This window comes from Wenyingzhuangia sp. IMCC45574, from assembly GCF_054182685.1.
The window spans coordinates 3,958,090-3,973,667 of the sequence record NZ_CM135169.1; the positions used below are offsets into that span (position 1 = coordinate 3,958,090).

At 30.9% G+C, this 15,578-nt stretch carries 20 protein-coding genes, 2 tRNA genes and 1 pseudogene; 3 read left to right on the top strand and 20 right to left on the bottom strand.

Features of this window, described 5'->3' with window-relative positions:
* Positions 1 to 59: 59 nt before the first annotated feature.
* Both ACXHHC_RS16930 and ACXHHC_RS16935 read right to left on the bottom strand, forming a co-directional pair.
* Entirely contained in the window at positions 60 to 1,460 is a 1,401-nt protein-coding gene (locus tag ACXHHC_RS16930; RefSeq protein WP_458227549.1) for an alpha/beta hydrolase family protein, read from the bottom strand.
* A 283-nt stretch (positions 1,461 to 1,743) separates the two neighbouring features.
* Entirely contained in the window at positions 1,744 to 2,388 is a 645-nt protein-coding gene (locus ACXHHC_RS16935; protein ID WP_458227550.1) for a hypothetical protein, read from the bottom strand.
* Positions 2,389 to 2,567: 179 nt separating this feature from the next.
* On the opposite strand from ACXHHC_RS16935, the gene ACXHHC_RS16940 reads away from it, so the two are divergent.
* A complete protein-coding gene (locus ACXHHC_RS16940) occupies positions 2,568 to 4,199 on the top strand; it encodes a hypothetical protein (protein ID WP_458227551.1) in 1,632 nt (543 codons plus the stop codon).
* Positions 4,200 to 4,364: 165 nt separating this feature from the next.
* Here the strand turns inward: ACXHHC_RS16940 and ACXHHC_RS16945 are convergent, their stop codons facing one another.
* The 16 genes and pseudogenes from ACXHHC_RS16945 to ACXHHC_RS17020 all read right to left on the bottom strand — a co-directional run bounded on the left by ACXHHC_RS16945 (position 4,365) and on the right by ACXHHC_RS17020 (position 13,324).
* Positions 4,365 to 4,799 carry a DUF1330 domain-containing protein gene (locus ACXHHC_RS16945; RefSeq protein WP_458227552.1) on the bottom strand — a complete coding sequence of 145 codons (435 nt, stop codon included), beginning with the start codon at positions 4,797 to 4,799 and terminating at the stop codon, positions 4,365 to 4,367.
* Between the two features lie 327 nt (positions 4,800 to 5,126).
* Entirely contained in the window at positions 5,127 to 5,591 is a 465-nt protein-coding gene (locus ACXHHC_RS16950; RefSeq protein WP_458227553.1) for a hypothetical protein, read from the bottom strand.
* Between the two features lie 28 nt (positions 5,592 to 5,619).
* A complete protein-coding gene (locus ACXHHC_RS16955; RefSeq protein ID WP_458227554.1) occupies positions 5,620 to 6,267 on the bottom strand; it encodes a class I SAM-dependent methyltransferase in 648 nt (215 codons plus the stop codon).
* Positions 6,268 to 6,275: 8 nt separating this feature from the next.
* Complete coding sequence (locus ACXHHC_RS16960; protein WP_458227555.1) at positions 6,276 to 6,668, bottom strand: VOC family protein; 393 nt, start codon at positions 6,666 to 6,668, stop codon at positions 6,276 to 6,278.
* Positions 6,669 to 6,807: 139 nt separating this feature from the next.
* Positions 6,808 to 7,587 (bottom strand): AraC family transcriptional regulator, encoded by a 780-nt coding sequence (locus tag ACXHHC_RS16965; RefSeq protein ID WP_458227556.1) that lies wholly within the window; start codon positions 7,585 to 7,587, stop codon positions 6,808 to 6,810.
* A 39-nt stretch (positions 7,588 to 7,626) separates the two neighbouring features.
* Positions 7,627 to 8,133, bottom strand: coding sequence for a cupin domain-containing protein (locus tag ACXHHC_RS16970; RefSeq protein ID WP_458227557.1), 507 nt, complete (start codon positions 8,131 to 8,133; stop codon positions 7,627 to 7,629).
* Between the two features lie 3 nt (positions 8,134 to 8,136).
* Positions 8,137 to 8,754 (bottom strand): FMN-dependent NADH-azoreductase, encoded by a 618-nt coding sequence (locus ACXHHC_RS16975; protein WP_458227558.1) that lies wholly within the window; start codon positions 8,752 to 8,754, stop codon positions 8,137 to 8,139.
* 58 nt (positions 8,755 to 8,812) lie between these two features.
* The gene (locus ACXHHC_RS16980; protein ID WP_458227559.1) at positions 8,813 to 9,643 is read right to left on the bottom strand and encodes a sigma-70 family RNA polymerase sigma factor; all 831 of its coding nucleotides are present in this window, start codon (positions 9,641 to 9,643) and stop codon (positions 8,813 to 8,815) included.
* Between the two features lie 65 nt (positions 9,644 to 9,708).
* A complete protein-coding gene (locus ACXHHC_RS16985) occupies positions 9,709 to 10,014 on the bottom strand; it encodes a hypothetical protein (protein ID WP_458227560.1) in 306 nt (101 codons plus the stop codon).
* 85 nt (positions 10,015 to 10,099) lie between these two features.
* The gene (locus tag ACXHHC_RS16990) at positions 10,100 to 10,318 is read right to left on the bottom strand and encodes a hypothetical protein (RefSeq protein ID WP_458227561.1); all 219 of its coding nucleotides are present in this window, start codon (positions 10,316 to 10,318) and stop codon (positions 10,100 to 10,102) included.
* A gap of 18 nt (positions 10,319 to 10,336) precedes the next feature.
* Positions 10,337 to 10,546: pseudogene (locus ACXHHC_RS16995) on the bottom strand (Crp/Fnr family transcriptional regulator); the annotation flags it as partial.
* Between the two features lie 260 nt (positions 10,547 to 10,806).
* Positions 10,807 to 11,994 (bottom strand): alanine dehydrogenase, encoded by a 1,188-nt coding sequence (locus tag ACXHHC_RS17000; RefSeq protein ID WP_458227562.1) that lies wholly within the window; start codon positions 11,992 to 11,994, stop codon positions 10,807 to 10,809.
* A 28-nt stretch (positions 11,995 to 12,022) separates the two neighbouring features.
* Entirely contained in the window at positions 12,023 to 12,427 is a 405-nt protein-coding gene (gene tsaE, locus ACXHHC_RS17005) for a tRNA (adenosine(37)-N6)-threonylcarbamoyltransferase complex ATPase subunit type 1 TsaE (protein ID WP_458227563.1), read from the bottom strand.
* Between the two features lie 11 nt (positions 12,428 to 12,438).
* Complete coding sequence (locus ACXHHC_RS17010) at positions 12,439 to 12,837, bottom strand: hypothetical protein (protein ID WP_458227564.1); 399 nt, start codon at positions 12,835 to 12,837, stop codon at positions 12,439 to 12,441.
* A 46-nt stretch (positions 12,838 to 12,883) separates the two neighbouring features.
* Positions 12,884 to 12,966: transfer RNA gene (locus ACXHHC_RS17015), tRNA-Leu, on the bottom strand.
* Positions 12,967 to 13,251: 285 nt separating this feature from the next.
* Positions 13,252 to 13,324, bottom strand: a tRNA-Lys gene (locus tag ACXHHC_RS17020).
* A 95-nt stretch (positions 13,325 to 13,419) separates the two neighbouring features.
* On the opposite strand from ACXHHC_RS17020, the gene ACXHHC_RS17025 reads away from it, so the two are divergent.
* On the top strand, positions 13,420 to 13,932 hold the full coding sequence (locus tag ACXHHC_RS17025) for a shikimate kinase (protein ID WP_458227565.1): 513 nt from the start codon (positions 13,420 to 13,422) through the stop codon (positions 13,930 to 13,932).
* Here the strand turns inward: ACXHHC_RS17025 and ACXHHC_RS17030 are convergent.
* Both ACXHHC_RS17030 and ACXHHC_RS17035 read right to left on the bottom strand, forming a co-directional pair.
* Positions 13,929 to 14,429 carry a phosphoribosyltransferase family protein gene (locus tag ACXHHC_RS17030; protein WP_458227566.1) on the bottom strand — a complete coding sequence of 167 codons (501 nt, stop codon included), beginning with the start codon at positions 14,427 to 14,429 and terminating at the stop codon, positions 13,929 to 13,931. The two genes, ACXHHC_RS17025 and ACXHHC_RS17030, sit on opposite strands and share 4 nt — an antisense overlap.
* A gap of 13 nt (positions 14,430 to 14,442) precedes the next feature.
* Entirely contained in the window at positions 14,443 to 14,829 is a 387-nt protein-coding gene (locus ACXHHC_RS17035; protein WP_458227567.1) for an RNA-binding S4 domain-containing protein, read from the bottom strand.
* 76 nt (positions 14,830 to 14,905) lie between these two features.
* On the opposite strand from ACXHHC_RS17035, the gene ACXHHC_RS17040 reads away from it, so the two are divergent.
* Positions 14,906 to 15,565: a hypothetical protein gene (locus ACXHHC_RS17040; RefSeq protein ID WP_458227568.1), complete on the top strand. Its 660-nt coding sequence runs from the start codon at positions 14,906 to 14,908 to the stop codon at positions 15,563 to 15,565.
* The last annotated feature ends 13 nt before the right edge of the window (positions 15,566 to 15,578 follow it).

Here is a 15,578-nt window from a genome sequence, read left to right on the forward strand (position 1 = left end):
GGTTAGTGTCTGAAATAGAAAAGAATTACACATTATATTAATTCTTTTTATTTGTTTACTTATACTCTTTTTAAAATCCAGCTTGAAATTTGTTCCAAAGCTAAGGGTGAAAAAGTTTGTTTAATTTTTCTGTACTCTTTTACTTCTCCAGTTTTACATTCTTGAAAGAAGTGATTCAAATTTTCTAATTCCATTATTTTAAAATCTTTATTACCCGCTTTTATCAAGGCGTTTTTAATTGCTTCTTGATTTAATTTTGCATTTACTTGAGTATCTTTACTGCCATTTAATGATAATACAGGTATTTGTAATTTTTCAATTTCATCGGCTGGATTGTATTGAACAAAAAAGCGCAACCAAGGCTGTAGGTTTGTTTTTACTAAATTTTCTATATAGATGTTGATATTCTTTTCATCTGTGTTTAGAGAGCTTAAAATAGGTCTCAGGTATTGGTTGTAATGCTGAGTCAACTCTTCTTTAATTTCGGTTTGACTTTTATCCGAAGTTATAATTTCTATTGCCTTTCTGGTATTTTTCTCATAAGCAATTTCATCATTAACAGGAAATGGTCTTAATGTTCTGGATTGAATAACAGATAGTTCCGCTCCCAATATTCCTGTTGAGGCTAATAATACAATAAAAGCTACATCCTTAGAATTGTTTGCAGCTAAGGGAGCAATGATGCCACCTTCACTATGACCAATCAAACCTATTTTTTTAGAATCTATATTTTTCCTGGTCTTTAAATAAGAGATGGCACTTAAAACATCTTTAGAAAAATCTTCTGTTGTTGCCGCTTCAAAATTTCCAGTAGATTTCCCAACACCTCTATCATCGTAGCGTAATACTGCTATTCCTTGTTTTGTTAAATGGTCTGCCAACACAAGAAAAGGTTTATGTCCCATTAAGCTTTCATTTCTATCTTGAGGACCACTACCACTAATTAAGATAACTACTGGGAATTTACCTTTTTTACTCGGTAATGTTAATGTTCCCGCTATTGATACTCCTGCTGATTTATTTTCGAATAAAACTTCTTCTTCATAGTAAGGATAAGGTTTTATAGGGTCTTGTGGCTTTCTAAAATTCTCGTTTTTTACAATTCCTTTTGCTAAATTCAATGCAAATTTCAATTTCCCTTCTTTAAAAGTTCCTTCAAATAGTTGCTTCTCTTTATTGAAAATACCGACATATTGAATTCCCATACTCGAATTTTCAATCATTAATTTCCCATTGCTATATGTTGTATTTGTGGCTTTTATCCCAGAAATTCCGTAGAAAGGAATATCTAAAGTAGCATCATAATTTGCCTTCTCCTGTTTTATTTTAAAAATAAAAGTAACGGATTCATTGCCTTTTTTAACTTTTCCATTCCAATCTCCAAGAATCTGTTGTGAAAATACAGCTACGATTGGTATAATGAATAATGTGATAAAAGATACTCGTTTTTTTAGTGTCATAATTTCTATTTTCTTGGTTAGTAACTAGAAATAAAAATTATTACATCTTTTTTATATAAAATTGTATTATTTAACCTTATTTCAGGACGGGTCAAAATGAATGCTAACTTGTTATATCTGCTAAAAACCTGCGGTTATTCCCCGATTCAAGGGGGATAACCGTGACTTTTAGTTATGCTTATTAGAATATAAATATATTGATTTTTATCAATTAAAGTTGTTGTGTTGTAAGGGTTTTTCTTAGCTGTAGGTATTGGTAAAAGTACTGGTGGCAGTACAAGTTTTATTCTACTAATTTTTCAAGTTCAGCACGGTTTATTAATTCAGGATGCATTTTGGTTACAAAGCCATATTGAATAAAGTTTTTTTTCATCTTTAGGCTGTCTGCAATCATATTGTTGTCGTTAGAATTGTAAGATTCAACCACACCTTCTTCATCCATCATTTTAAATATAGAAGCAGGGGTAATCCATTGGTCTTCTAGGTATTTTACCAATTTTAGATGTTTGTATTGAACTTTAGAGTGGGTTGAGGTTATATCGTACAAGCGTATTTTTCCTGAATAAGAGGTACAGTCCGAGCAAACTAATAGTTTAGAACTAGGTACCATTTTATATTCTATATCAATTTCTTGGTTGCTCAATTTTTCAAATCCAGACATGTCTAAGAAAACAAGTGTGTCGTTTTCTTCTGTTTTTAAAGTCATTGCGGTTGTTAAATAGTCACTAGGCATTATTAAAGTTTCCTCTACAGAGAGCACCAGTGCTTTTTGTCTGCGAGTATCTTTCTTTTGTGTAGGAATAGTATTTACAATAGCTACTTGTGTGGTGTCTGTTGTAGTCTTGTTAGTGGTTTTTTTCTTCCCATTCTTTTCTTGACATGAAAAGCAGATGAGGATACATATCAAGGTTTTTATAAAGTTGTTCATAGAGTTTTTGCGAACGGAGTTTAAGATGAAAAGTTGTTAGATAACCTTTAGGTAAAACAGTTTTTTAAGTTAAAAGTAGCAAACTTAGTGCTTGGAACAAAGCCTAATTCCTAGTGTTTTTTTTACTTTTTAAAGAATTTAATTTCAAAACATTATTTTCGCTGAAATAATTAATTACTATGAAATTCTTAAACCAAATAGTGTTACTAGTTCTGATATGTTTTAGTCTTAAATGTATTGGACAATCTAATAATCCGTATAATAAACTAGAACAGGCTATAGATGCTATTTTTGTACTTGCAGAAAACCAGGCCCCAATGATTACTACTGATGCACCCAAGCATGAAATAGTTTGTAGTGAAGTTGCTTTGGTAAAGGAATTAGTCTTAAAAATGAAAGAACAGGTTGTTGAATTGGATTTTAAGAATGCCATAAAGAAAGTAAAGGATGAAGAAGATGTGAAAAAGTTAACAGAATACTATAAAGAATTATACGATTATATTGAAGAGATTAAACAGCACAATAAGCTTACAGAGGGGCTGTGTTCTAAAATAGGAGCTCACAATGTCTTTAAAAATCAAGAGGAAATTAGGTATGTTATGGAGCTTTATTATGATCTAGAAGAGCTAATAGATATACGCGAAAAAGTAGAAAATAAAATTAAGGGATTAGAAAAGGGCTTGCTAAACGAACAAATAAAACCGAGTGAATGTGAGAAGACTTCTAGATATTTAAAAAAGTATATATATCAAATAAAAGAAGGTAAAGGCAAGTTTAGTGATTTAGAAAACAAGGCTAAAGAGAAATATTTGGCTTTGTCGACAAAACAAAAAAACGTTTCTATTAGTACATTAAGTGAAGGTGGAGTGTCTATTTTTGAAAAATTTAAATCGTCATTGCTAAAAGAAAAAGGAGTCTATACTGTTCTTATGGAGGGAGAAAAGAGCAACGATTTTAATACATCTAAGCTAGAAAGACTTATGGAAACTAAATTGGATTGTGACAAAACGGATTCAGATGAACAAATGTCTACTACTAATGAAGTAAAGAAAAACACAGCCTGTATAAAAGGAGATTGTGAGAATGGTTATGGAGTCTATATATATTCTGGAGGTGAAAAATATGTTGGCTTTTTTAAAGAATCATTAAGAGATGGAGAAGGTATTATGTACTATAGCAAAGAATCTTTTTTTGAAGGTACTTTTAAGAATGATGAGCTAATTTCTGGAAAAAAAGTATACAAGGATGGAAGCATACAAGAAGGTGTTTTTGTTAATGGACGTTTAAATGGAGAAGGTATAATTATCATAAAAAATGGAGATCGTTACGAGGGTAGTTTTATTAACGGTTTGTACCATGGTCATGGTGTACTTAAATACAGAGACGGGGCTAAATATATAGGAGAGTTTTCTAAAGGACTAAGAGATGGTAATGGTGTATTTTATCAAAAAGATGGAATTAAATGTAGATGCACATATGAAAGAGGAAATATTTATAGTGGGAAACTATACAACTCTAATGGAAACTTAATTTACAATGGTACTTTTGAAGATAACAATACGTTCTCTTTAGGAACTTTATATTATAGTGATGGAGGAAGATATAAAGGTCCATTTGAAAATAATAAACCACATGGTTATGGAAAATTGTATGATAAAAATGGGAAGTTACTATATTCAGGTTCTTTTAAAAATGGTAGGGTAGTGAACCAAAAGAAAAATAATAGCTACAAGATCGTTCCTAAAAACCCTAACCAGAGAGGTCAAAATTTATTAAGTCCTTCTGTTCAAAGACAATTGAATCGTTATTAATTTTTGAAAGTACTTACACCGTTGGGAATAAATTCTATTTTTAATAGTAGTGTGTAACATAAATAATTCTTAAAAGCAGTGGTGTTTAAGAATTTGTAAAGATTAAACAGCAAAGAGTCCTTTGTTTAAAAGGACTTTTTGCTGTTTTTTTATTTTGTATAGCGTTTACTGTTCGTTGTAGTTGTTTATTTGGGTAGAAGGTAATAGTCGAGAATCTTCTAAAGCAGCTGTTCTATGGCCGGCATTCTTTAGGTATTCTTTGTTCTGGGCAAACTCCATAAATTTTACTACAGATTCATGTTCAACCACTAAAATAGCATTCCACTTTTCAGATTCAGGGCCAATTAGAAAATGATTACTTTTTCCGTAATATATAATTCTGCTTCCTGCTTTTTCTAATTCGGGTAAGGTCTTTTTTAGATACAATTGGTAGGCTTCTTCGCCACTAATTTCTTGGTTGGGTTTTAGCAGCTCTAGGTTAGTATAGTCTGCTGTTGGTTTAAATTTTAGCAAATTTAACATTACAATCTTCCCTTTATTGTGAAAGTCTAGGTAGAATTTCTTTCCCAATTCTGGGCTTGCATCTATATAATTTTTCATAGGTTGGTGTTTATTGTGCAGAAAAGATTTGCATACACTCAGTTTGAAGTAAATTTATTAAAAACGTATTAGCTTATAAACTAAACTGGTATAAAATTATTGAAGCAGGAGATGAAACAAAAGTTTAAGAATTAGTGTCTTAAGTGTTGGAAGTTACTTGTGTTTAACTTTTTTATTTTAAAGAATTATTTTTAAGGCTAAAGGGGAATTTTCTATAAGTTGACGAAAATGAAATTTGTTTAAGAGTCTAAAAAACTCTTAATAATGCATAGGGTGATTTGTTGGAGAAATAAATGATGTTAGTTTCAAGTATATCTAAGGGTGTGTTTAGTTTTGATATAGTTGTATGTTACCATTGCAAGTATTTGGTTGTGCACAGAAATTGTTTTCTAAAGTTTGATTCCAAAGGTAATCACCGTCAAATGAAGTGCCATTAAACACACCGTCAAAATTTAAGGTTATAGTTTTTATATTTTGTTGAGTGTTTTCACAATTAAAATTCAATTTTGAAATGACTAGAAAAGATAAATTATTTCCTTTTAATGAATAATTACTATCGCTTACAGGAAGGTTTGTTCCATCTGATGCAGATAAAGCCACTTTATTTGTGTTTTTATTAAACTCAATTATTAGGGTTCCGAAAGCATTTCCTTGAGAACAAGAAATTGTATTATCGTCCATAATCCATTGGTTAGATAAATCAATTTCCTTTTCTTCTTTAGACAAGACATCAGTATTATCACAACTTTGAAGTAAAAAAACAGAAAGTATTATTAGAATACTTTTTTTCATGGTTAAGTCTTTTTGTTGATTATTATGTTTAGTATTTTTTTATCACAAAATATTGAGATAACAAATGATGTTTTTGACCATTAAACTCCTTTTCCGGTTCAGTTTTCTCAATTTTTTTAACTATTCTAAAGGCTGTTTGTTGAATTAAAGATTCAAAATCTTCGGCTCGGTATTCTTTAAATCCGTACTTAGTAAAGTCGAGTGTTTGATTTTTAATAAAGGGTCTAAACGAAACAATTAATATTCCATCTCGTTTTAATACCCTATAAACCTCGTTTAACGCAAGAGATGGGTTTTTCCAAAAGTAGATGGTGTTAACGGTACAAACTTTGTCAAATGTTTCATTCCATACAGGTATTTTTTCAATATCTGCTTTAAATAAATCTACAGCTCCTGTTTCTATTAAAGTACCATTATTGTTTTTAGCTTCAGCTATCATGGTTTCTGAAATATCAATTCCAGTAAAGGATATTCTTGAACCATAGTTTAGAATATCCTCTATAAATTTGCCATTTCCCAATCCAATCTCTAAAACAGATTCATTGTCTTTTATTTTTAGCAATTCATATGTAGTTTTACTTATAAATTCATTCAAGGTATTCATACCTAAAGCAACATCAATTCCAAGTTTACCAGAGGGGTTCGCTAACTGTTTTGCAATTTTTTCAAACTTCATTTAGCAATTTATTCTGGTGTTTCGGAAAATGTTAAAATAAAACCGTTTAAATCCATTATAGCAAATTCATTAGTACCATAAAAAGTTCTATTCATAGGCTTTATGATGTTAATATCTTTGCTTAGTTCATCGTAATAACTATCAATATCATTTATTCTAATATAAAAAGTTAAAGCACCTCCAATTTTTAAAGGTTCCATTTCTTTATATTCAGTTTTTAATGATTTTTCCTCTTGAAACATCATTCCTACACTATCTAGCATTACATAACCCCATTCAAATTGACCAGATTCAGGATTTGTATCTATTAATTTAAAGCCTAAACAGTCTATGTAATAATTTAAGGTTGCGTTTACGTCTTTTACCATTATGTTGGGTGTAAGAGATTCTAATTTTGCCATATTGATGTTTTTAGTTTGTGAATTAAGATGATGAGACAAACCAATAAACAGAAGTATTAAAAAGTGTCTTTTCATCTTTTTATTTTATTACAAAAGTAAAAACAACGGAAGTTCTATACTTTGTAAAAAAACGACAATATTAAAGTTCTGAAGGGGTTAATCCAGACATTCTATGAATCTCTTTGGCAAGGTGAGAGTGGTCAAAATAACCATTGTCAAAAGCGATGTTTAATAAACTTAAGTTTGGGTTTTCTATAATGCTATTTTTGGCTTTGTTAAAGCGAATTATAGAATGATATTCTTTCATCGTAATTCCAACAATTGTTTTAAAACGTCTTTCCAATTGTCTTAAACTTATACAATGATTTTTAGCAATTAAACTCAAATCGAGTTCTCTATAGTTAGCACATATAGATTCACAAACCGAGTGCTCTAATTTGTTAAAATCTTTAGTAGTCCAATTTATTTCGGATGTTAAAAAACTCCGAATTAGTTGTACTTTTTCAGAATGACACTTTTTTTCAATAAGCTCTTCTAAAAATGAATTGTTAAGTTTAGGGAATAGATTTGATGCACTTATAGCCGTGTTTTTTATTTCTGAAAGTGGAATATTCGAGATGGAATTAAATTGACCAGTTTTAAATCTAACCCCTAGAGTTTCGGAGTTTTTCTTAGAAACTACTCTTTTAAATTTAGTCATCATTCCAGAAACTCTTATTTCATTTCTAGAGTTGAACTGCGTTTGTTTGTCTAGATCAAAAACAATATCAACACATCCATCTGGTAAAATTATCGATTCTGTTTCCTTTCCATTGTTTGTTGCTATCCAAATAGTATCAACAATTGAATTTAAATTTTTAGATGGTATGTATTCTTTATAGCTCAATACTTCAAAGTTATAACTAATATATAAAAGCAACTTTCGTAATTTGTAAAAGTTGCTTTATTTTTAAATTATTTATTTTCTAATGGGTATCATATTAGAAGTATCAATAGGAAAACTGTCATATTTATTATATAGCTTTAAATATTTTTCTGGGTTAATTGGTACTTCATTTAAGGTTTCATATAAACCTTTAAAAAAGCCTTCTCGTTTTTGAGATGGATTAAAAATTAATGTCAGTTTTACAGTTTTATCTGTGTCATTTTTAAACCCGTGAGTTGTAAATCTGGGTACATAAGCTACAGTTCCAGGTTTGGCTTTGTACTCTTCTTGGCCAACTTGCATGGTTAGTTCTCCTTCATTTACAATGAAAGTTTCGTCCATAAATCTGTGGTAATGCAATTTTGCTCCAATTGCCATTGGCGGAAGCGTAATTTCATAAACACCTAATTGGTCATTAGACATTTCACTAGTAACTTTAAAAGTGATAGAGATTGTATTTAACTCTAATTTTTCTCCTTGATTGGGCTGTATAATAGAAGCTTTATTTTCAAGCTTGTCATTAAAATAATCTGGTTTCATTGATTAAATATTTTGTAGGTTCATTAAAATATTTTCCTGTTGTATTTTAGTATTCTTTTCTAGAAGCTCTGGATGAGCTGTTCCTTCAAGAGAAAAAATAGCTTTAAGCTCTAAATTAATAAAACCGAAAATTGTTTTTAAGTAAGGTTCTTGAAAATCAAGTGAAGCCATTGCTGTACCTTTGTATGTCTCACCTTTAGTTGTAATTATATATGCTTTAGTGTTTTTTAGTAAACCTTGATAACTACCATCTTTATTTACTTTAAATGTATGTCCAGATCTAATGATGTGATCTAAGTACGATTTTAAAGTTGATGGTATATTTAAATTATACAAAGGACTACTAATGAGTACGTAGTCTGCAGTTTTTAGTTCTGAAATAAGTTTGTCAGATAATTTTGTAGCTTGTTTGTTAATCTTGTTCTGCTCTTTCAGAGGAATATGGAATGCTTCTACTGTTTCATTTTGCAAGTGCGGTATTTCGGTTTTTGTCAAGTCTTTGTAAATCACTGTTCCTGTCGGATGGGCTTTTAACCAATTCTTTTCAAAATAATCAGCTAATTGTCTTGAGTGAGAACCTTCTTTTCTTAAGCTGGCATCTATTCGTAATAATTTTTTCATCTATTGATATGTTATGTTCAATAGTATGACAAAACAAAAAGAGAAAGTGTGACAAACTTTATAGGGAAAGTGATTTTAGTTTATTTGGATCAACAATAGAGTAGATGTTTACAATCTTATTTTTTTCTATTTCAAAAATTTGACAATTCTTAAGTTCATCATTTTGATAAAATAGAATAGCGGGTTGGTGATTTATGGTGGTGTTTTTAATTTCCATACCAGTTAAAAAAGCTCTATAAACATAAAGTAAAAGCTTTGATGTGTTGGTTATACCACTTGTTAATTCTCTAACTACTTTAATATTTTTTCCTCCATCTGCAGCCAGTAGTATGTCTTTAGATAATAGTTTTTCTAAAGCAGACAAATTTCCATGTTGCATTGCCTCAATGTATTGCTTCAATTTTTGGGTTTCATTTTTGGGAATACTATTGTTTTTTGTTTTGCTATTATTCAATTTAATTTTTGCTCTGCTTAATAGTTTACGTGAATTATCAATTGTAACACCAATGGTTTTAGCTATGTCTTTGTGAGAATACTCAAACGCTTCTTTTAAAATAAAAATAGCACGCTCTTTTGCAGTTAATTTTTCCAGAAGCGTAAGTATTGAATAAGATAGTATTTCTTCTCTATTAATTACATCCTCGGTATTCTCTGTAGAAATTGGCTCTGGAAGCCAAAGATTATTTAAAGATATTGCTTTTTTCTTCTTTTTTAAGTTGATAGATTGATTGATGACAGATTTGATTAAATAACCAATTTCATTTTCAATATGCTTTTTGTCAATTATTAAATATTTTACTAAAATCTCTTGAATTATATCTTTAGCATCTTCAGAAGAGCCAAGAATATTATAAGCGTATGGAAACAGTATGTCGTGGTAGTTTTTCAAATCTAAATTTTATATCCTGATGATATGACAATTTAAAATATTAAAACGTGACATTTCATAAAAAATTAATTATTAAAACTAACGGTTTCTAAAACCTCATAGTTTTTTATTGTTAAGCTACTTGGGTCTGTTAAACTGGCAAATTTCACAGCATCTTTGTTTTGCATAAATGTTTTTTGAACTTGTTCAACAGCTGTTTTACTTTTCCAAACAAAAATATCCATATAACCATTTTCTGTTTTTAAAAATTGTCTAGTAATTAAACCTTTGCATTTAGAACAATAGTCTTGGTTAAATGATTTTGATGCTATTAGTAGCTCTTCGTGAGTTACATTTTTTGTTGTTTTGTAAGTGGTAATTTCTACGATCATTTTAAATTAGTTATTGCTTATATCTATAACAAAACTACTTTGAAAGTTTTGTGTAAAACAATAAGATAGTTTAAGAAAATGAACTTTAAATAGTTGTTTTTTTTCTAATAGCACTTAAAAATTCAGGAGTTACACCTATATATGATGCAATTTGGATGTTAGAAATACGGTTTGAAATATTTGGATATTTCTTTAGAAAGTAAAGATATCTTTCATGTGCTGTGGAACTTATATGTTGAAGAACTCTTTCTTGTTGTTCAATAAATGCATTCTCTGTAATAATTCTCATATTCCTATCAAACATTGGGGAATTTTCGTATAAATTAAAAAGGTCTTCTTTCTTTATTTGTAGGATAATAGAAGCTTCTAAAGCTTCTATGTTAAGTTTGCTAGGAATGTTGTTGTATAAACTGTTAAAATCGGTTAACCATTTGTTTTCAGAAGTAAAGTGAAGGTTGTGTTGATTACCTCTTTGATCGGTATGATAAGTTTTTAAAATTCCTTTAATTACAAAAGTTAAATAGTTACAGTTTTCACCTTCACTAAGATTTTTTCTTTTCTTTTAAGTGTTCTTTCTACAACACATTCAAAAAGTTTTTTGGTTGTTGAGTCTTCAACAGTCCAAAATTTCTCAAAATAATTTAAAAGGTGTTGTATTTTTGAAGATGTCAATTTTTTTTTGTTTTGAAGAGTAGCAATAACATTTAGTAGAACAAAGCAAAATATTTAAATTATAAAGGGATGAAAATATCTATTAAAATTTATATTAGTCGCTAGTTTCTAACCAAAAGCTTAAAGAATTAGTAAATTGATATCTGTAAAAGGAATGTCAAACCAATCGCCTACGGCTTTTTTAGTTAAAATACCTCTATACATATACATTCCGGTACGTATTACTTTATCGTATTTCATAGCGGTTTCAAAACCACCTTCATCACCAACGGTTAGTAGGTAAGGAGTAATAATATTACTAATAGAAATAGTAGCCGTTTTGGCATAACGAGACGGAATATTTGGTACTCCATAGTGTACCACTCCATGTTTAATAAAAGTAGGTCTGCTATGCGAGGTAAGTTCAGAAGTTTCAAAACAACCACCACGGTCTATACTTACATCTATAATAACGGCACCTTCTTTCATAATAGAAACCATGTCTTCGGATACAATTACAGGAGCTCTAAACTTTCCTTTCATGGCACCAATAACAACATCGGCTCTACGAATTGCTTTTTCTAGTGCTTTGTGGTGAATGGTAGACGTAAATACAGGCGTATTTAGGTTTTGTTGTAGCTTTCTTAAACGTGTAATAGAGTTGTCAAAGACTTTAACACCTGCACCCAATGCATTTGCAGATTTAGCGGCAAACAAACCAACGGTTCCGGCTCCTAAGATAACTACTTCGCAAGGAGGTACTCCACTAATATTTCCCAACAATCTACCAGAGCCTCCATTTTCGGCATTCATTAATTCAGAAGCTATTAAGATAGAAGCTGTTCCTGCAATTTCGCTTAAAGACTGTACTACAGGGTAGCTGTTGTGTTCGTCTTGAATAAAATCAAAAGCGATGGCAGAAATACGTTTGTGGGCTAAGGCTTTAAAGTATTCTTTGGATTGTGTTTTTAGTTGTAACGAAGAAACCAAAATTGCTTGAGGTTTGATAAGGTTGATTTCGTCTAACGATGGGGGAGATACCTTTAGAATAATGTTACATTCGAACACCTCTTTTGCGGTGTAAGCTATTTTAGCCCCCGATTCTGAATATTCTTTATCAGAAAAATTAGAAGCATCACCAGCACCTGTTTCTATTACAATTTTATGACCTTGTATGGTAAGTGCAGCAACTGCATCTGGAGTTAAACAGACCCTTTTTTCTTCGTGGCATGTTTCTTTAGGCACTCCTATCAATAAATCACCTTTCCTAGGTTTTATTGCCAAACGTTCTTCTTGAACGTGAATTTCAATTTTCCCAAATGCATTCATAAGCTTTCCCAATTAGCGGAAGATAATTTTATTTTAAAGTTAGTGTTCTAGTGGTGTCACTATTCACTTTAATTTCTATTACCTGTGCATCTAAAGGTAGTAAATTTTCTACATTTTCTGGCCATTCTACAAAACACCATGTATTGTTGGCAAAGTATTCTTCTATACCAATGTCGTAAGCTTCTTCTTCGTCTTCAATTCTATAAAAATCAAAGTGATATAGAATTTCACAACTGGTTGTTTCGTACTCGTTTACCAATGCAAATGTAGGCGAAGAGCTAATATGACATCCTAACTGGCTAGCCAATTCTTTGATAAGAGTGGTTTTACCCGTTCCCATAGTTGCATAAAACAGTATGGTTTTGTTTTTAGTCTGTTCTAAAATTTGCTTGGCAACTTTAGGCAGATCGTTTAATGAGTAGTTAATTTGCATGTAAAATCTACTTATTTCTTGTGGAATGTATAAGCTATATAATATACTTTAGCTTGTTTTTTGCTTAACTCATAACCTCTTTTGCTCATATAGTCTAACAAATGAGAGTGTCCTTTAAACAATACTTTTTTTTCGGAGCTGTCTACAATATATATATAGGCATCTTTAACTCCTTCATTTCGTTCTTCTTTTTCCAGTTGCCTTTGTGCAGAAAAACCGTTCGCATCACTTACAGGATGTAACTCTATTTGTAATGTGTCCGATGCTAGTGGTTCTATTGTTTTAACAAGGTCTTTAGTTTTAAAATCTTTGATACCAACTGTTTGAATAAGAATGCGGTTGTCGTTTTCCTTAGAATTAAAACACGATAGTAATAATAGTACGGTAAGGACAGAAAGGAATTTTGTCATAATTAAATATTCTTAAAAAAAAATGTAGTAAATCAATTAAATAAAGTGCACCTAACTGGATTCGAACCAGCACGTCCATAGGACACCACCCCCTCAAGGTGGCACGTCTACCAATTTCGCCATAGGTGCTTTGAATGAAAGCAAATATAAAAAAAGTCCTGAAATAAACTAAGATAAGCTTTTAGAGTAGGTTAGGGCAGTGCTTTTTTCTTTTTGGTCAGCTTGCTTATTAATTTCTCGCCCCATTAGACATAAAAAAAGCTCCTCTTTACAGAGAAGCTTTAAGTGACCGGGCTGGGGCTTACTTCGCCTTTATTATATATAATAGACTGTCTTAAGTTTGTTGAAAGGCTCTGCATGAACTTCTCGCCCCATTAGATATAAAAAAAGCTCCTCTTTACAGAGAAGCTTAAGTGACCGGGCTGGGGCTCGAACCCAGGACCCTCTCCTTAAAAGGGAGATGCTCTACCAACTGAGCTACCAGGTCAATGTGGCTGCAAATATAATAGTTTTTTTTAGTTGTGATGTTTTTTTAAACTGGTTTTTTCTAGCATATTTGTACTGATACTTTTTAACAGACAAATGAAGATAGTTTTACTAGGTTATATGGGGTGTGGTAAGTCCGCCATTTCTAAATCGTTAAGTCGTTTATTAAACCTTAAAAGGGTAGATTTAGACGATTATATTGAAGAGAAAGAAGGGATGAAAATTTCTGAAATTTTTTCAAAAAAAGGAGAAATTTACTTTAGAAAGTTAGAAACAGCTTGTCTTAAAGAAGTGTTGGCTCAAGAAAAAAGTCTTATTTTATCTTTAGGAGGTGGAACACCTTGTTTTGGAACCAATATGGAATTGGTTAATAAAGACAGTACTTCTGTATATTTAAGTGCCAAAGTGCCTACACTGGTAACACGTTTGTTGCCAGAAAAAGCCAAACGACCATTAATTGCAAGAATAGAAGATGATGAGTTAGCTACGTTTATTGGAAAGCATCTTTTTGAGCGCAATCAGTTTTACGCACAAGCTAAAATTGTACAAAGTGTAGACGATAAATCGGTTGAAGAAATCGTTATGGAAATAAAAACAAAGGTGTACTAATACAAGTACGCCTTTGTTTGTTCTTTATTTGTAAAATCTACTTCTACTTTTTCTTGCATAGATGTAGAAAGAGAAATTCCTTTAAAATCGGCTTTTACAGGATATTTTTTATGGTTTCTGTCTACCAAAACGGCAGTTCTAAAAGAGGCCAATGGAACTTCTAAAAAATGTTTAACACCATAGATTAAAGTTCTTCCAGAGTCTAGTACATCATCAATTAATACAATGTCCTTATTTTCATAGGTTTCCTTAGAAATACTAGTGTTGATACCAGAAATAGGATTCTTTTTGTCTATAATTACTTTACAAATTTGAATCTTAATATCGCAAATTTGTTCTAGTTGCTCTTTTATACTTTCGGAGAAAATGTACCCATTTCCATTAATTCCAGCTATGATAATTTCGTTTACTTCACAGTTGCTTTCTAAAATTTGAAAAGCAATTCTTCTTGTTTTTTGAGTAATTGTTTGGTGGTCTAATATGATAGATTTTTCCATGTATGTGCTGAAATTAGTTTTCGTTGTCAAAAATATGAGTTTCTTGGAACTCATCTAAATCTCTACGGTCTTTTTTACTAGGTCTACCAACACCTTTTTGTCTATAGTAGTCTTTAGAGAGCTTTAGAAGTTCTAAATGTTCAAAAGCTTCTTTTGGAGTTGTATCTTTTCTATATAAATCTACCAATTTAGCTCCTACGCGGTTGGGTGGAATGTCTAAAACTTCTAATTTATAGTTGATTTGGTTTTTACGAACTTCAATTTTTTCACCTACATACACATCTTTAGAAGGTTTGGCATTACTATTGTTGAGTTTTACATGACCTTTTCTACAAGCTTCGGTAGCAATAGAACGGGTCTTAAACATTCTAATAGCCCATAAATATTTATCAATTCGCATTCTTTAAAGTAATTTGTAGTAGTTTCTTTTTGCTAAGATAGGAAAATTGTAAATTGCGGGTTTAAAACAAGAGAGTATGAATTTTAAAAAGGTATGTTTTTACGTGCTGACGACGGTTGCATTCATAGGATGTGAGCCAGATAGTGGGTTAAATTATAACCATCAAGGTAAATATGATACTGAAAAAGGTGTTGTAGAAGAGTTCTTAAAGAGCCATACTTACGATGCCGAAACAGGTGAGTTGGTTGATTTAGAAGCAGGGGATGTTTCTTTATTTGATGATACTGCAAATTTGGAAAAGCATGAAAAGACGTTTAATGATGTTGATTATACAATGTATAGCTACATTACAAATCAAGGTGTTGGTAATAATCCGGATGATAATGATATTATTAATGTTGAATATAGAGTGCATCGTTTGTCTAAAAATTCTGAAACAGGGGAGTTAGAGGAAAGTGATACGATAGATGAAAGATATGTAAGCGATAACTTTTTTGATTTAGCTTCTACGAATTTATACGTTGGATGGAAATTAGGATTTCAGTCATTTAAAGAAGGTACTGTAGACGAATCTTCACCAGAATTGCCTAGACAATTCTCTAATGAAGGAAGAGGTTTTATTATTTTACCTTCTGGACTTACACATGCTGTAGAGGGAAGACCGGTAGATGATAGTAATACAATTTTAATTTTTAAAGTTGCGTTAAGAACCGTAACTCAAGTTGCAAACGAGTAGTTTCTAGTTACTT

What these genes read in the sequence shown, in the direction of transcription:
- ACXHHC_RS16930 (WP_458227549.1), bottom strand. Translation starts at nt 1,460, where the DNA reads ATGACACTAAAAAAACGAGTATCTTTTATCACATTATTCATTATACCA.
- ACXHHC_RS16935 (WP_458227550.1), bottom strand. Translation starts at nt 2,388, where the DNA reads ATGAACAACTTTATAAAAACCTTGATATGTATCCTCATCTGCTTTTCA.
- ACXHHC_RS16940 (WP_458227551.1), top strand. Translation starts at nt 2,568, where the DNA reads ATGAAATTCTTAAACCAAATAGTGTTACTAGTTCTGATATGTTTTAGT.
- ACXHHC_RS16945 (WP_458227552.1), bottom strand. Translation starts at nt 4,799, where the DNA reads ATGAAAAATTATATAGATGCAAGCCCAGAATTGGGAAAGAAATTCTAC.
- ACXHHC_RS16950 (WP_458227553.1), bottom strand. Translation starts at nt 5,591, where the DNA reads ATGAAAAAAAGTATTCTAATAATACTTTCTGTTTTTTTACTTCAAAGT.
- ACXHHC_RS16955 (WP_458227554.1), bottom strand. Translation starts at nt 6,267, where the DNA reads ATGAAGTTTGAAAAAATTGCAAAACAGTTAGCGAACCCCTCTGGTAAA.
- ACXHHC_RS16960 (WP_458227555.1), bottom strand. Translation starts at nt 6,668, where the DNA reads ATGGCAAAATTAGAATCTCTTACACCCAACATAATGGTAAAAGACGTA.
- ACXHHC_RS16970 (WP_458227557.1), bottom strand. Translation starts at nt 8,133, where the DNA reads ATGAAACCAGATTATTTTAATGACAAGCTTGAAAATAAAGCTTCTATT.
- ACXHHC_RS16975 (WP_458227558.1), bottom strand. Translation starts at nt 8,754, where the DNA reads ATGAAAAAATTATTACGAATAGATGCCAGCTTAAGAAAAGAAGGTTCT.
- ACXHHC_RS16985 (WP_458227560.1), bottom strand. Translation starts at nt 10,014, where the DNA reads ATGATCGTAGAAATTACCACTTACAAAACAACAAAAAATGTAACTCAC.
- ACXHHC_RS16990 (WP_458227561.1), bottom strand. Translation starts at nt 10,318, where the DNA reads ATGTTTGATAGGAATATGAGAATTATTACAGAGAATGCATTTATTGAA.
- ACXHHC_RS17000 (WP_458227562.1), bottom strand. Translation starts at nt 11,994, where the DNA reads ATGAATGCATTTGGGAAAATTGAAATTCACGTTCAAGAAGAACGTTTG.
- tsaE (WP_458227563.1), bottom strand. Translation starts at nt 12,427, where the DNA reads ATGCAAATTAACTACTCATTAAACGATCTGCCTAAAGTTGCCAAGCAA.
- ACXHHC_RS17010 (WP_458227564.1), bottom strand. Translation starts at nt 12,837, where the DNA reads ATGACAAAATTCCTTTCTGTCCTTACCGTACTATTATTACTATCGTGT.
- ACXHHC_RS17025 (WP_458227565.1), top strand. Translation starts at nt 13,420, where the DNA reads ATGAAGATAGTTTTACTAGGTTATATGGGGTGTGGTAAGTCCGCCATT.
- ACXHHC_RS17030 (WP_458227566.1), bottom strand. Translation starts at nt 14,429, where the DNA reads ATGGAAAAATCTATCATATTAGACCACCAAACAATTACTCAAAAAACA.
- ACXHHC_RS17035 (WP_458227567.1), bottom strand. Translation starts at nt 14,829, where the DNA reads ATGCGAATTGATAAATATTTATGGGCTATTAGAATGTTTAAGACCCGT.
- ACXHHC_RS17040 (WP_458227568.1), top strand. Translation starts at nt 14,906, where the DNA reads ATGAATTTTAAAAAGGTATGTTTTTACGTGCTGACGACGGTTGCATTC.